Source organism: Agrobacterium radiobacter (assembly GCF_040801995.1).
GTDB classification, from domain to species: domain Bacteria; phylum Pseudomonadota; class Alphaproteobacteria; order Rhizobiales; family Rhizobiaceae; genus Agrobacterium; species Agrobacterium radiobacter.
In genome coordinates, this window is sequence record NZ_JBEGHX010000002.1 from 97,358 (window position 1) to 111,547 (window position 14,190).

At 60.7% G+C, this 14,190-nt stretch carries 14 protein-coding genes; 10 read left to right on the forward strand and 4 right to left on the reverse strand.

Annotated elements, in window-relative coordinates; all coding sequences use genetic code 11:
- Positions 1-19 precede the first annotated feature (19 nt).
- Entirely contained in the window at positions 20-1,108 is a 1,089-nt protein-coding gene (locus tag MRBLRC7O_RS14440; protein ID WP_112354851.1) for a hypothetical protein, read from the reverse strand.
- A 346-nt stretch (positions 1,109-1,454) separates the two neighbouring features.
- Between MRBLRC7O_RS14440 and MRBLRC7O_RS14445 the strand changes: the two genes are divergently transcribed.
- The 10 genes from MRBLRC7O_RS14445 (at position 1,455) to MRBLRC7O_RS14490 (ending at position 12,462) form a co-directional block, all read left to right on the forward strand.
- On the forward strand, positions 1,455-1,892 hold the full coding sequence (locus MRBLRC7O_RS14445; protein WP_112354850.1) for a hypothetical protein: 438 nt from the start codon (positions 1,455-1,457) through the stop codon (positions 1,890-1,892).
- 130 nt (positions 1,893-2,022) lie between these two features.
- Entirely contained in the window at positions 2,023-2,532 is a 510-nt protein-coding gene (locus tag MRBLRC7O_RS14450) for a cytochrome P460 family protein (RefSeq protein ID WP_111797100.1), read from the forward strand.
- A 180-nt stretch (positions 2,533-2,712) separates the two neighbouring features.
- Positions 2,713-4,464 (forward strand): cytochrome c biogenesis protein DipZ, encoded by a 1,752-nt coding sequence (locus MRBLRC7O_RS14455; protein ID WP_080866671.1) that lies wholly within the window; start codon positions 2,713-2,715, stop codon positions 4,462-4,464.
- Between the two features lie 41 nt (positions 4,465-4,505).
- Entirely contained in the window at positions 4,506-5,264 is a 759-nt protein-coding gene (locus MRBLRC7O_RS14460; RefSeq protein WP_111797099.1) for an alpha/beta hydrolase, read from the forward strand.
- A gap of 202 nt (positions 5,265-5,466) precedes the next feature.
- Entirely contained in the window at positions 5,467-6,513 is a 1,047-nt protein-coding gene (locus MRBLRC7O_RS14465) for an alpha/beta fold hydrolase (RefSeq protein ID WP_111797098.1), read from the forward strand.
- Positions 6,514-6,607: 94 nt separating this feature from the next.
- Positions 6,608-7,348 (forward strand): response regulator, encoded by a 741-nt coding sequence (locus MRBLRC7O_RS14470; protein ID WP_026372362.1) that lies wholly within the window; start codon positions 6,608-6,610, stop codon positions 7,346-7,348.
- Positions 7,345-8,661 (forward strand): ATP-binding protein, encoded by a 1,317-nt coding sequence (locus MRBLRC7O_RS14475; RefSeq protein ID WP_111797097.1) that lies wholly within the window; start codon positions 7,345-7,347, stop codon positions 8,659-8,661. Before MRBLRC7O_RS14470 ends, MRBLRC7O_RS14475 begins: the two co-directional genes overlap by 4 nt.
- Before the next feature lie 149 nt (positions 8,662-8,810).
- Complete coding sequence (locus MRBLRC7O_RS14480) at positions 8,811-9,227, forward strand: organic hydroperoxide resistance protein (RefSeq protein WP_111797096.1); 417 nt, start codon at positions 8,811-8,813, stop codon at positions 9,225-9,227.
- Positions 9,228-9,534: 307 nt separating this feature from the next.
- Complete coding sequence (locus tag MRBLRC7O_RS14485) at positions 9,535-10,953, forward strand: aldehyde dehydrogenase family protein (protein ID WP_112354847.1); 1,419 nt, start codon at positions 9,535-9,537, stop codon at positions 10,951-10,953.
- Between the two features lie 186 nt (positions 10,954-11,139).
- The gene (locus MRBLRC7O_RS14490; RefSeq protein ID WP_364653784.1) at positions 11,140-12,462 is read left to right on the forward strand and encodes an epoxide hydrolase family protein; all 1,323 of its coding nucleotides are present in this window, start codon (positions 11,140-11,142) and stop codon (positions 12,460-12,462) included.
- A gap of 153 nt (positions 12,463-12,615) precedes the next feature.
- On the opposite strand, the gene MRBLRC7O_RS14495 is transcribed toward MRBLRC7O_RS14490, so the two are convergent.
- From MRBLRC7O_RS14495 to MRBLRC7O_RS14505, 3 genes are all read right to left on the reverse strand, one after another.
- A complete protein-coding gene (locus MRBLRC7O_RS14495; protein WP_003508314.1) occupies positions 12,616-12,819 on the reverse strand; it encodes a hypothetical protein in 204 nt (67 codons plus the stop codon).
- Between the two features lie 151 nt (positions 12,820-12,970).
- Positions 12,971-13,141, reverse strand: coding sequence for a hypothetical protein (locus MRBLRC7O_RS14500; RefSeq protein WP_003508313.1), 171 nt, complete (start codon positions 13,139-13,141; stop codon positions 12,971-12,973).
- 67 nt (positions 13,142-13,208) lie between these two features.
- Complete coding sequence (locus tag MRBLRC7O_RS14505; protein WP_112354845.1) at positions 13,209-14,189, reverse strand: alpha/beta fold hydrolase; 981 nt, start codon at positions 14,187-14,189, stop codon at positions 13,209-13,211.
- Position 14,190: the final 1 nt, after the last annotated feature.

Here is a 14,190-nt window from a genome sequence, read left to right on the forward strand (position 1 = left end):
TTTCTTGCCGTCGCTCTGATTACTTGCGGTAGGAAAGACCACCCCAGATACGGCCTTCGTCTCTGTGGCGGCCACCGTGTACTGCGCCGATATAGGCAGCGGCAGCGGAAACGAGTGCGGAAGCGGCCAGCAGGAACGCGGTTAGAATGCCTGCGACGCGCGCTTTTTCTGCGGCATCCGCAGCCTTGGCCTTAGCATCGTCCAACGCCTTCTGCGCCTCAGTCTTCACGGTCTCTACCTGCTTCTGCGCTTCATCGACTTTCTTCTGCGCTTCCGCCCTGACGGCCTGCACGCGTTCAACCGTCTGGTTTACGCGCGTTTGCGCATCCGTCTGGCTGATGTTTGTGCGGGCAGCGACTTGGTTGGAAAGCCATGTCTTATCGGCATCGGATATCTCACCGGTTGCAAGAAGATTGCCGAGGATGCCGCTGATCTGGCGCTGATAGTCTCCGGCGCTCTGGTCACCCGTCAGAGGGGCGGCGGGCGCATCGGTTCTCAAAAGACTATCCGTGAAATAGTCGATTGGATTGGCTTTCAGGCCCTGCGGAAGCATTTGTTCGATGCTGGGTGCTGCAGCCTGACCGGCGCCTTGCGCCAGACCACCTGCCGCACTGCCAGCGCCGGAAATGATTCCACCCGCCAGTTGACCGGCGCCTTGTACTGCGCCGCCGACCGCGGAACCCGTTGCCTCAACGGCGGTCTGCGCCACGCTGCCGACAGCCTTGGCACCACCAGACAGCACGCCGAGCGCGAGGAACGCCGAAACGACTGTTCCGAGGCCCCACACGACCAGGCCATTCACACCATCGCGGACCGTCAGTTCGTTCCTGTCGGCAGCGCCGGCAGGCCGACGCATGCGGCCGGCGATATAGCCACCCAGCATGTAGGAGCCGACCATGGAAATGATGACGAAGAGCGCGGTTATGATGAGCCAGACTGTGCTGATCTCGCCACCATTGTCCGCCGAGATTGAACTCAGGCCTAGGCCGCCCGCAAATGCGGTGAGAATAGCCATGGCGCCCGAGGAAATGACGGCACCGGCGAAAATCGCTGGCCAGTCCACATAGCTGCGGTTTGGATTCGTTTCGATACCCGTTGGATCAACCATCAGCGTAGCCCCAACAATGAGAGGATGAACAGGACGACGACGACGAGGCCGACTAGATAGATGATGGAATTCATGCGATCTCCTCCGAATGGACGATCAATCCTCCGCGTGGCGGCGATTATATGCAGTGAGACATGCGAGCTGATTGCTCCTTCACCAAACTCGCCGCGCTCCAAAAAGTTTCACGACTTCTCGTTGCTTCGGAACGATTTTGCGCATTTCCGCCGGCGAGGTGACGAAAGAAATGTGCTCGTGGTCGGCAAAGAGAGGTCGCCGAACGCAGGCAGCAGCATGACCAGCCAGACACAAGCCACCCGAACCAGATTGCGACCGAAGGAGATGTACCATGTCTGCAATCGATCGAATTGGCTCCACCGCTTCGCTTTACACACGCCCGCGGCCACAGGACGTTTCCCAAGCCGTGCCGAATCCCGCACCCGAACTATCGGCATCGTTGATCGGAGGGGGCGCCGCGCCTTCGCTCTCCTCCAATCTTGCCAACGCACTCTGGTCACTCCGGGGGCAAGAGGGCAGAATAGACGAGACGCCGCTTAAGGGCGGCGGCACAGGCTCCGATGAGGAAGAGCTTAGCCGCTGGGCAAATATGAGCCTTGGCGAGAAAATCCGGGCCCAATATCTGGAGGCGCGGGGATTGTCCGAAGGCGACCTTGCCGCCATGCCGCCCGACGAAAGAAAGGCAATAGAGGACGAGATCCAGAAGGCGATAAGGGTCGCGATGGAGGCTCCAAAAGACGATGACGTGAGCGTGCTCGCCGGCCTTTAAGCGTGACATGCCTCCCGGGGGCACTGCGCAGCGCTACGATCTGATACATAAATGCGGGTTTCAGGAAACATGCCGGATACCTGCAGGGCAGATCATTGCCTGATCTATTTCGGATCAGGCAGGATATCCCATGAAGAGGCAGATTTTCTTCGCCGTCGCCATATCGGGTGCGGCAGCAGGTTTTGGAACCGTTTATTCGAACTCAGCGGACACGCCGCCGGAACTTGCTTCTCCCATCTATGGTGTCACGCTTCCTGAAGGATATCGTGACTGGAAGTTCATCGCGCCCGCGCAGGAAGCGCCGCCGCTGGACGAGCTTCGCGCTGTTCTGGCAAACGATGTCACCGTCGACGCCTACAAGAGCGGAACCCTGCCCTTTCCCGACGGCTCGATACTGGTGAAGCTCGCTTATAAGCGGCAGCAATCCACGGAGTTTCCGCCGGCCACGATTCCGGGCGCGGCGACCACAGTGCAGGTGATGGTGAAAGACTCCAGGAAATATGCCGCCAGCCACGGCTGGGGCTTCGGGCGGTTTGTCAACGGCAAGCCGGTGGATGCCGCCCAGCATGAGACGTGCCTCTCCTGCCACGAGGGCAACGTCAAGGACCATGATTTCGTCTTCACGCGATATGCACCGTAACCGATGCCGGGGCTCGGGCGATTTCGCTTTCACGACTGTTCGCCGGACGGCGGCCTCTACACTCGATTACAAATTCACCGAAGCCCGGACACATCAGGGATACGTGGGGCCGGGAGATTGGCGCCATCGCCGGGTCGCCTTCGCCGCCCGCAGCCCCGAACTCCTGCCTGAAAGGACACGATGATGACGTTTCTGGTCATTGCCTATCTCGGAGGGGCGCTGACAATTCTCAGCCCCTGTATCCTGCCCATCCTTCCCTTCGTTTTTGCGCGGGCCGGGCAACCGTTCCTGCGCAGCACGCTGCCCCTGCTTACGGGAATGGCGGCAACCTTTTGCGCCGTCGCGACGCTGGCCGCGGTGGGCGGCAGCTGGGCAATCAGCGCCAATGAATATGGCCGGCTCGCGGCTCTTGCGCTGCTTGCGGTCTTCGGCGTCGGGCTGGTCTCGCCCCGTGCGGCCAGCATCATCACCCGTCCGGTCGTCGAACTCGGCAACCGGCTCGCCAATGCCGCCGGCAAGCCCGGGGCAATGCCGACGGTTGCGGGCTCCCTGATGCTCGGCATCGCCACCGGCCTTTTATGGGCGCCCTGCGCCGGACCGATCCTCGGGCTCGTGCTGACGGGTGCGGCCCTGAAGGGGGCCAATCTGGAAACCAGCCTGCTGCTTGCCGCCTATGCCGCCGGGGCTGCGACCTCCCTTGCCGTCGCCATCCTCGTCGGCGGCAGGGTATTTGCAGCCATGAAGCGGTCTCTGGGTTTCAGCGAGCGGATTCGGCAGGTGCTTGGCGCGGCGGTGCTTGCCGGCGTCGCGGTCATCGCGCTCGGGCTGGATACGGGTTTCCTGTCGCAGATTTCCTATGCGAGCACGGCATCCTTCGAACAACAGGTGCTCGATCGGCTCCACACCGCCAAAGCGCCTGAAGCGGCAACGGCGGCAGGCGGCAGCGCAGCCGCGGCCCGGTCGGAGCTGCCGGTTGAGGGCAAGGCCCCATCCCTCGATGGCGCCGTCCAGTGGCTCAACTCCCCGCCGCTCACGCGGGAACAATTGCGTGGCAAGGTGGTGCTCATCGACTTCTGGACCTATTCCTGCATCAACTGCATCCGCACCATTCCCTATGTGCGTGCCTGGGCGGACAAATACCGGGATCAGGGCCTCGTCGTCATCGGCGTTCACGCCCCCGAATTCGCCTTTGAAAAGAAGATCGACAATGTCAGACAGGCCGTCGCCGGCTTCAAGATCGATTACCCGGTGGCAATCGACAATGACTACAGGATCTGGCGCGCCTTTGATAACAGCTATTGGCCGGCGCATTACCTGATCGATGCCAGGGGCCAGATCCGTTACCACCATTTCGGCGAGGGCAATTACCGGCAGACCGAAGAGGCGATCCAGGACCTGCTGCGCGAGGCCGGCAGCAGCGCCTCCGCCAGCGCGCCGGTGAGCCCGGAGGCGAAAGGAGCCGAAGCCGGTGCGGATATCGGGCACATGCGCTCGGGCGAAACCTATATAGGCTACCGGCAGGCTCGCAGCTTCGCATCCAACGAGGCGATGCGTGCAGACACGCCGCGCGACTACTCCGTCAAGACGCCTTCCCTCAACGAATGGGGACTTTCCGGCACCTGGACGGTTGGCGCGGAGGCGGCAACACTTGATGCGGCTGATGGCGGCATCACCTATCGCTTCAGCGCCCGTGACCTGCATCTGGTCCTTGGGCCGGATGCAGCCGGAAAACCGGTTCGTTTCCAGGTCACCATCGACGGGCATCCGCCGGGTGCGGATCATGGCGCCGACACGGATGCCGAGGGCAATGGCGTCGTCACCTCAACCCGTCTTTACCAGCTCGTCCGCCAGTCCGGCGCCGTCGAAGCGAGAACCTTTGCCATCCGCTTCCTCGACCCCGGCGTGCAGGCCTATGCCTTCACTTTCGGCTGACCCGGATTTTCGCCCCCCATCAAAACCAAAGGAGAAATATGATGCACCATCGTCTCATGCCAAAATTCGCGATTGCCATCGCAACCGCACTGATCGCTTTTGCCGCACAGGCGGCAGAGGTGAAGAATATCGTCATAGTCCATGGCGCGCTGGCCGATGGTTCGGCATGGCGCCGGGCGACAGAGATCCTTGAAAGCCGTGGTTTCAACGTCACGATCGTGCAGGAGCCCATCACCTCTCTTGCCGATGACGTGGCGGCCACCAACCGTGTTCTCGATCTCCAGCAGGGGCCGAGCCTGCTTGTCGGGCACAGCTACAGCGGAATGGTGATCTCGGAAGCGGGTAACCGGCCGGATGTGGCCGGGCTGGTCTATGTCGCCGCCTTCCAGCCGGAGAAGGGAGAGAGCCTTCTCGACCTCGCCGGCTCGAAACCGCCGGCCGGCAACGGCATCAAGCCGACGAAGGATGGCGCGTTCCTTTATCTCGATCCCGCCGTCTTTGGACAAGATTTCGCCGGCGATCTGCCGCGTGAGGAAGCGGCCTTCATGGCAAGAAGTCAGGTCTTCGCCGCCAAGGCCGCCTTTGCCGCCAAAGCCGGCGAGCCCGCCTGGAAAACCAGGAAAAGCTGGTCGATTGTCGCAACGCAGGACCGGTCGATCAACCCCGATCTCGAGCGCGAGATGGCCAAGCGCGCCGGCAGTGCGGTGACCGAGATCGCGGCAAGCCATGCGGTCTTCGCCTCCCAGCCCGAAAAGGTCGCAGACGTCATCGAACAGGCCGCCCGACAATCCGCGAAATAAACCGCGCCCGCCTCGAAGTCCAACACAGCCGCCCCAGACACCGGGGCGGCTGATTGCGTCCGGAGGGCTGACCGAATGTATCAGTCTGTATCCGGAATGCCCCCCTGCTACAAAACCATTCACATTCGTCCCCCTTGGGACACATCGAGGATACACGCACCGCGTTACCTGCCCGCATCCAACATGGACAGGAGAGACAGCAATGAATTCCGAGATCAATTTCCAGCGCCGCCGCTTCTTCGGCATTGCCGCAATGACGGTTGCCGCCGTCGAATTCGGGGCCGCAGGCCTTGCTCATGCCAAGGGCGAAGCGCCTTCGCCTCAGCCGTCAACCGGACGCGACGGAGCCACCTCCTTTGGCACCCTGAAGCAGGTTGAAGCGGGCGTACTCAGCGTCGGTTATGCAGAATCCGGCCCCGCAGACGGCCCGGTCGTGCTGCTGCTGCACGGATGGCCTTATGACATCTACAGCTATGTCGATGTCGCGCCCATCCTTGCATCGGCTGGATATCGGGTACTCATCCCCTATCTGCGCGGATATGGCACGACCCGTTTTCTCTCGGACGACACGGCACGCAACGGACAGCAGGCGGCGCTTGCGGTCGACATGATCGCCTTTCTCGACGCGCTCGGCGTCAAACAGGCCGTCGTGGCCGGTTATGACTGGGGCGCTCGCACCGCCGACATCATGGCCGCACTCTGGCCCGAACGTTGCACCGGGCTCGTATCGGTCAGCGGCTATCTTATCGGCAGCCAGGAGATCAACAGGAAGCCGCTTCCGCCCAAGGCGGAACTCTCCTGGTGGTATCAGTTCTATTTCGCGACGGAACGCGGCCGTGCGGGCTATGCCGCCAACACCCGCGACTTCGTGCGCCTGATCTGGCAGACGGCATCTCCGACCTGGAAATTCAGCGACGAGACCTTCAATCGTTCGGCCCCCGCATTCGACAATCCCGACCATGTGGCCATCACCATCCATAACTACCGCTGGCGGCTTGCACTGGCAGACGGGGAAGCCAAGTACGATAATTACGAGCGCCAGCTTGCGAAACTTCCCGTCATCACCGTGCCGACGATAACGCTGGAAGGCGACGCCAACGGCGCGCCGCATCCGGATCCTTCCGCCTACGCATCGAAGTTTTCCGGCAAGTACCAGCATCGCAACATCAGCGGCGGCATCGGCCACAACCTGCCGCAGGAAGCGCCCGAGGCTTTTGCCAGGGCTGTTCTGGACGTCGTAAAGCTTTAAACTTGCCGAAGCCCGCAAACCGTTGTCTTACTGCATGTGACGCAGGGGACGCGGTAGCGGGCCACTCGAACCGTCCGGACGACGAAGGCATCCAATGGAACATATCGACCATATTCTCGTCGTGGACGACGACAGGGAAATCCGGGAACTGGTCTCCAGCTACCTGAAGAAGAACGGCCTGCGCACGAGCGTGGCAGCCGATGGACGGCAGATGAGAAGTTTTCTCGACGGCAATACCGTCGATCTCATCGTGCTCGACGTGATGATGCCTGGTGATGACGGGCTAGTTTTATGCCGTGAGCTGCGGGCGGGGAAACACAAAGCCACGCCGGTCTTGATGCTGACCGCCCGCGATGACGAGATGGATCGCATTATCGGGCTCGAAATGGGAGCCGACGACTATCTGTCGAAGCCCTTCGCTGCCCGTGAGCTTCTTGCGCGGATCAAGGCCATCCTGCGCCGCACGCGGATGCTGCCTCCCAATCTGCAGATCAGCGAGGCCGGGCAGCTCCTGACCTTTGGTGACTGGCGCCTCGACACGGTGGGCCGTCACCTGCTCGACAGGGAGGGCACGACCGTTGCCTTGAGCGGGGCCGAATACCGGCTCCTCAGGGTCTTCATCGATCATCCCCAGCGCGTCCTCAACCGGGACCAGCTGTTAAATCTCACCCAGGGACGCGATGCCGAACTTTTCGACCGGTCGATTGATCTTCTCGTGAGCCGCGTGCGCCAGCGGCTGGGGGATGACGCGCGCGAACCCATCTACATCAAGACGGTACGGGCGGAGGGTTATGTCTTTGCGGTGCCCGTGGAGATTTCGGAGCCGAGGATATGAACGGCTCGCGCCTGCTCACCGGCTGGTGGCCGCGCTCGTTGCGGTCCAGACTTTTCCTCATCCTGTTTGCCGGTCTCGCCATCGCCTACAGCCTGTCGTTCAGCATCCTCTTTGCCGAACGATACATGTCGGCAAAGGCGGTCATGCTCGGCACTCTGGAGCAGGATCTGGCGGTATCGATCGCCATCATCGACCGCCTGCCTGCGGAAGAGCGGCCGCAATGGGTCCATCGCCTGAGCCGCAGCAATTATCAACTCGTCCTCGGCCCCGGTCTTCCCGGCGTTTCCGACATGACCGGCCGCGGCGCTGAAATTGCGCAGAGGATCGAGGAGGCCGCGGGACACCGTTTTCCCGTCAAGGTCGAATCTATTCCCGGCGACGGCAAGCGACTTCAGGCGCATCTGACGTTATCGGACGGCTCGCCGTTGACAATCGACGTGACACCGCGCGGCGTGATGCCCCTGGCGGAGTGGCTGCCATATGTCTTCGCCGCGCAGATGGCGCTTCTCCTCCTCTGCACCTGGTTTGCGGTGCGACAGACGACCAGACCGCTCAGCGCGCTTGCTGCGGCAGCCGAAGCGCTGGATCCGGGGGAAAAGGGGTTGCCGATGAGTGAGAGCGGCCCAAGCGAAGTTGCCCACGCCGCCCGCGCGTTCAACGCCATGCGTGATCGCGTCGCGCAATATCTCGAGGAGCGCGTCCAGATTCTTGCAGCGATCTCGCACGACCTGCAGACGCCCATCACCCGGATGCGGTTGCGGGCTGATATGGCAGACGATACGCCGGAAAAGGAAAAGCTGGTCAGCGACCTGCGTGAAATCGAACGTCTGGTGCAGGATGGGATCGCTTACGCACGCAGCGCTCACGGCAATGGCGAGAAATCCTCCCGTATCGATCTGGCCTCTTTCATCGACAGCATCGCCTACGACTATCAGGATACAGGAAAAGCCGTCACGGTTGCCGGCATGGTGCGCGGCACAGCGTCGACAAAGCCACATGCATTGCGAAGAATCCTGACGAACTTCATAGATAACGCCCTCAAATTCGCCGGCAGCGCCGAAATTAAAGTGGACCGGCGTCCTGAAGGCACCGTGATCATCACGGTGCTCGATCGGGGGCCGGGCATCCCTGACGAGATGCTGCAAAATGCCATGCAGCCCTTTTTCCGGATTGAAACATCCAGAAACCGCGACACGGGCGGAACAGGTCTCGGACTGGCGATCGCGCAGCAGCTCGCCGGAACGATCGGCGGCTCGGTTCGCCTCTATAACAGGCAGGGCGGCGGGCTTGCGGCCGAGGTGGCCTTTCCCTGACAGGGATGCGGGTCGGCGACAACCGGTGCCAAAGCGCCGATACTTTTCGATACAGTTTCGCAGTTTCCGGAAACATGCCGGATACGCTGCTCCATCACAAAGCTCCTATCACGAAACGCCGCAGCAGCGGCAAATGAAAGGAGCCTCCCATGACCAAGATCGAGACTGTTCTTTATACCGGCAAGACCCACACGACCGGCGGGCGTGACGGATCGGCCCAAAGCGATGATGGTGCGCTGGGCATCAAGCTCTCGCCTCCGGGCAGCGGAAAGCCGGGCACGAATCCCGAACAGCTTTTTGCGGCCGGCTGGTCGGCATGTTTCATCGGCGCCATGACAAAGGCGGCGGGGAAACGCCAGCTCCGGCTTCCAGCCGACACCGCCGTCGATGCGGAAGTCGACCTCGGCACGACGGGCGGCGAGTTCTTTCTGCAGGCTCGCCTCTCGGTCAGCCTGCCCGGGATCGATCGTGCCGTGGCACAGGCGATCATCGAGGATGCCCACCAGATCTGCCCCTATTCGAAGGCAACCAGGGGGAACATCGATGTTACGCTCAAGCTCGCTTAAGCCGATTGTTTCCGTCCGTGCGCTTGTCATCGCCATCGTGTTTGCGGCGATATTCGCAGCACCGTGCGTATATGATGTTACGTCCGACGAGCCCACGCCGCTTGCGGGACTTCTGGGCGCGGTCTCATCGATGTGACCACAAGGGAACGGCTCGGCGCCCGCCGCAGCCGTTTTCGCGTTTCCACTTCTTCCTACCCCTCTGATCAACTGAAGGAAGCCTGCCTGCGCCCCATGCGGCGCGCTTCCAGCGCGTTCCACTGCGGCCAGACGAGCGGGATTTCCAACCATCTTAAACGAGGCCAGATCAATGCGATCAATTGAACACATCTATGTCGACGGTGAATTTGTAGCGCCAGACGGCAATGAACGGCTGGACCTTTTCAATCCGGCAACGGAAGAAAAAATCGGCGATGTCAGGCTTGGCAACGCTGATGATGCAAGGGCCGCAGTGGCAGCCGCGAAACGCGCTTTTCCCGCCATGGCAACATCCACCAAGGCGCAACGTATCGATATGCTGCGCAGCCTGCGTGATGCGATCGCAGAGCGGCCGGATGAACTCACGCAGGCCATGACCGAAGAATACGGCGCGCCCGCTTATTTCACGGCTTTCTCCGTTCAAAACGCAGCGTCGATTTTTGATGTTATGGCTGAGACCGTGGCGAACTACGACTTTGACCGGGTCGTGGGTAAAAGCACGGTCACGATGCTGCCGCGCGGCGTTCTCGCCGCCATCACGCCCTGGAACAGCAATTTCGGTTTTATCGCCACCAAGCTTGCGCATGCAATCGGTTCCGGCTCGTCCCTCGTCATCAAACCGGCCGAACAGAGTGCGTTTCAGACGGATATTCTCGTGCGAAGACTGCATCAGGCCGGCCTGCCGGCAGGGGTTTTCAACGTTGTCAACGGCACGGGTCCGGTGGTCGGCGCGGCACTGACGCAGGATCCCGACGTTGCGACCATCAGTTTCACCGGCTCCACCCAAGCTGCAAAGATCATTCAACGCGCGGCGATCGACGGCATGAAAAGAGTGGTTCTGGAGCTGGGCGGAAAAGCACCCACCATTATCCTGCCGGATGCCGACCTCGACAAGGCCATACCAGTCGCCCTGATGTCTGGCTTTGCAAACAGCGGCCAGGCCTGCGTCGCGGGTACCCGCATTCTGGCTCCGCGGTCCCGTCTCCCCGAGATTGCCGAGCGGTTGAGGACGGCGACTGAAAAATTCAAAGTTGGCGATCCCCGTGATCCGGAGGTTCGGATAGGCCCTCTCGCCAGCCTTGCCCAGTGGGAGAGGATCCAGACTTACATCCGGCTTGGTGTCGAAGAAGGAGCGACCCTGCTGACAGGCGGAACCGGACGGCCGGACGGAATTGAAAAAGGATGGTTCGCCCGCCCGACAATTTTCGCAAATGTCACGAACGAGATGCGCATCGCCCGCGAAGAAATCTTTGGTCCCGTCCTGTGTCTTCTCGCCTATGAGGACGAAGATGAGGCCGTCGAGATCGCCAATGATAGCGATTACGGATTGCAGGCCTATGTGCTTGGATCCGACCTCAGACGTGCCGAACACATAGCCGCAAGGCTGATGGCCGGCCGCGTCGTCATCAACGGCGCACCGCACGATCCTCGCGCCCCCTTCGGCGGTTTCAGGCAATCCGGTATCGGCAGGGAGATCGGTGCCTTCGGTCTCGACGGCATGCTCGAACCGCGAGCCGTTCTCACCCCGTAACGCAGCGCCGATCCCGGCGCACTCTCCGTTCTGCTTCAGGCCGACTTTGTATCCAGAAGTGTCAGCCGTGCGAAAACCGACGTTTGGTGACGCAACAGCAGGTCGAAAGAAACAGCCGGGATACGATCAACATCTACCTGTTTCGGACGCGAAATGGTCGCGAAACACATCGATATGGAGAGAAATATGACCGACGTCCTTCACCCTGCAAAAGGCGGAAACAACACCGCGATTGTCCTTGGGTCTGCAATGACCGTGTTGATGGCCTTCACCCCTGCCTTGGCAGTTGAGACTGTCAAACCACCCCAATCCGAAACCGCCTCTGCCGACGACAGCATTCGGCCGTTCCAGGTTCATGTCGATCAGTCACGGATTGACGACCTCAAGGCGAGGATCAGGAATGCGCGCTGGCCGGATAAGGAAACCGTTGACGATATTTCCCAGGGCATCCAGCTGGCGCGGGTTCAGGATCTCGTCCGATACTGGGGCAGCGACTATGACTGGCGAAATGCCGAGAAAGAACTCAACGCCTTGCCGCAGTTCATCACCAGGGTCGACGGCGTCGACATCCACTTCATTCATGTCCGCTCACGCCATCCCAACGCCTTGCCTGTCATCCTCACCCACGGCTGGCCGGGTTCAATCTTCGAGTTCACAAAAGTCATCGGCCCGTTGACGGACCCGACCGCTTATGGCGGCAAAGCCGAAGACGCGTTCGACGTGATCATTCCCTCCATCCCCGGCTATGGTTTTTCAGGCCATCCGACCGATCTGGGCTGGGGACCGGACCGTGTTGCGCGCGCCTGGGACACCCTTGTGAAGCGCCTCGGCTACACGCGTTATGTTTCCCAGGGCGGCGATCATGGTTCGGTCATTTCCGATGCGCTTGCCCGGCAGGCGCCAAAGGGTCTGCTCGGCATCCATCTCAATATGCCGGCCGCCGTTCCCGGCGCGCTCATGAAGGGCATCAACAGCGGTGATCCGGCCCCTGCGGACCTGTCTGCGCAGGAACGAAATGCCTATGACTCGCTCAAAGAGTTTTTCGGCAGGAACGCTGCCTATGGCGCAATGATGGTCACAAGACCGCAGACGATCGGCTATTCCCTGTCGGATTCACCTGTCGGTCTTGCATCCTTCATCTACGAGAAATTCGCGCAATGGAGCGACAGCAATGGCGAGCCCGAAAGCGTGCTTTCCAGGGATGAAATGCTCAACGACATCACTCTCTACTGGTTGACCAACAGCGGCGCGTCCGGCGCACGCTTCTATTGGGAAAACAACAACAACAACTTCAGCGCGGACGCCCAGAAGACCAGGGACATCAAGATCCCCGTCGGCATCACCGTTTTCCCGAAGGAAATCTATCAGGCGCCGGAGAGCTGGAGCAGGCAGGCCTATCCATCGCTGACCTATTATCATCAGGTCGATCATGGCGGACATTTCGCCGCCTGGGAGCAGCCCGGGATTTTCTCAAGAGAGCTTCGTGACGCTTTCAGAAAGCTGCGCTGAGAGACGTCATTCTGGAAGCGCGGTTCCCGGACCGCGCTTCACCACATCCTCGTGTTGCTGTCCGATTTAACGCTTGGGCGTTTCTGCACCAAAAAAGCCGTCGCTCGACACCAGTCGAGGAACGGCTTTTTCCGTATCTGAGGCCAGGAGATTTCAGGCCGCAACCGCGACACGTTCCGCCATCCACTGATCCAGCGCAGATCGCAGCATTGATCCGGACACGGCGTCCGTGGAGGCGATCCTGATCAGGTATTTTGCGGCGTCAACGGCTATCGAGCAGCCGATCGGCAGGCGGTTCTCTGCGCAGAACTCATTCAAAACCCTGCGGATCGACAGAAGCGACACTGCGTTGGTCATCTCGGATCTCCATCATGAATAACGATATTGCGTCACTTGATGGAGAAGCGTTGTGTCGAGAGTTTTCCACCGAAACCGAAAACGGTACCTCGATGTAGTCAGACTGGTTGCTGATACAATAAGCTACCGTCGAGGACGGCGATCGCATCGATCAGTCCTGAAATTTCGTTTCGTCGCTCGACGGCTCCGGGTTCGCGTCGATCCGGTTTTCCGCCTCGGCCTGCGGGGACAGAGGAAGCTCCAGCTGAATATCCTCCATCTCGGGCAGGCTTGCGATGCCGTCACGAAGGGCAAGGTCTTCATAAGATGGTTTGAACGGCATCGGAATCTCCTTCCGCGCGAGAAATTGGCCGCCATCCGCTTTTTCCGGCGGCGGCCGTTTCCGGTGATCAGCTCTTCACAAAGGCCAGCAGATCCGGATTGATGACATCGGCATGGGTGGTCAGCATGCCGTGCGGATACCCCTTATACACCTTCAGCGTACCATTCTTCAGCAGTTTGACCGACAATTCGGCAGAATCTGCGATCGGCACGACCTGGTCGTCATCGCCGTGGAGAACGAGCGTCGGCACCGTGATCGCCTTCAGGTCTTCCGTCTGATCGGTTTCCGAGAAGGCCTTGACGCCGTCATAATGGGCCTTGGCGCTACCCATCATGCCCTGACGCCACCAGTTCTGGATGACACCGGGATAGACTTTGGCATCCGGACGGTTGAAGCCGTAGAACGGACCGGTCGGCACGTCGAGGAAGAACTGCGCGCGGTTTTCGGCCACGCCCTTGCGGAAGCTGTCGAAGACTTCGATCGGCAGGCCGTCGGGATTGGAAGGCGTCTTCAGCATCAGCGGCGGAACGGCGGAGACGAGCACGGCCTTGGCAACGCGGCCCTGCGGTTCGCCGAATTTGGCGACGTAACGCGCGACCTCTCCGCCGCCGGTCGAGTGGCCAATGTGAACCGCATTCCTGAGATCGAGATGTTCGGCAACGGCGGATGCATCGGCGGCATAATGATCCATGTCGTGGCCGTCGCTCACCTGCTGGGAACGGCCGTGGCCGCGACGGTCATGGGCCACGACGCGGTAACCGTTCTGGGCGAAGAACAGCATCTGCGCGTCCCAGTCGTCGGAGGACAAAGGCCAGCCGTGATGGAAGACGATCGGCTGGGCATCCTTCGGACCCCAGTCCTTGAAATAGATATCGACGCCGTCCTTGGTCTTTACGAATGATCCGGTCATTGGAAATGCTCCTTCGTTGCGGGATGGGATGGATTTTGAAAAGGCTGTTGATGGCATGGCCATCGCGGTGGAAAGAGCGGCGCCGGCCAGCAGAACATGCCGTCTGGAAATTGCGAGCTCGATAGGATTGTCGGTCATT

Coding starts and splice junctions, on each gene's coding strand:
- MRBLRC7O_RS14455 (WP_080866671.1), top strand. CDS start 2,713: ATGATGACGTTTCTGGTCATTGCCTATCTCGGAGGGGCGCTGACAATT.
- MRBLRC7O_RS14460 (WP_111797099.1), top strand. CDS start 4,506: ATGCACCATCGTCTCATGCCAAAATTCGCGATTGCCATCGCAACCGCA.
- MRBLRC7O_RS14465 (WP_111797098.1), top strand. CDS start 5,467: ATGAATTCCGAGATCAATTTCCAGCGCCGCCGCTTCTTCGGCATTGCC.
- MRBLRC7O_RS14470 (WP_026372362.1), top strand. CDS start 6,608: ATGGAACATATCGACCATATTCTCGTCGTGGACGACGACAGGGAAATC.
- MRBLRC7O_RS14490 (WP_364653784.1), top strand. CDS start 11,140: ATGACCGACGTCCTTCACCCTGCAAAAGGCGGAAACAACACCGCGATT.
- MRBLRC7O_RS14505 (WP_112354845.1), bottom strand. CDS start 14,189: ATGACCGACAATCCTATCGAGCTCGCAATTTCCAGACGGCATGTTCTG.
- MRBLRC7O_RS14475 (WP_111797097.1), top strand. CDS start 7,345: ATGAACGGCTCGCGCCTGCTCACCGGCTGGTGGCCGCGCTCGTTGCGG.
- MRBLRC7O_RS14445 (WP_112354850.1), top strand. CDS start 1,455: ATGTCTGCAATCGATCGAATTGGCTCCACCGCTTCGCTTTACACACGC.
- MRBLRC7O_RS14495 (WP_003508314.1), bottom strand. CDS start 12,819: ATGACCAACGCAGTGTCGCTTCTGTCGATCCGCAGGGTTTTGAATGAG.
- MRBLRC7O_RS14480 (WP_111797096.1), top strand. CDS start 8,811: ATGACCAAGATCGAGACTGTTCTTTATACCGGCAAGACCCACACGACC.
- MRBLRC7O_RS14500 (WP_003508313.1), bottom strand. CDS start 13,141: ATGCCGTTCAAACCATCTTATGAAGACCTTGCCCTTCGTGACGGCATC.
- MRBLRC7O_RS14450 (WP_111797100.1), top strand. CDS start 2,023: ATGAAGAGGCAGATTTTCTTCGCCGTCGCCATATCGGGTGCGGCAGCA.
- MRBLRC7O_RS14440 (WP_112354851.1), bottom strand. CDS start 1,108: ATGGTTGATCCAACGGGTATCGAAACGAATCCAAACCGCAGCTATGTG.
- MRBLRC7O_RS14485 (WP_112354847.1), top strand. CDS start 9,535: ATGCGATCAATTGAACACATCTATGTCGACGGTGAATTTGTAGCGCCA.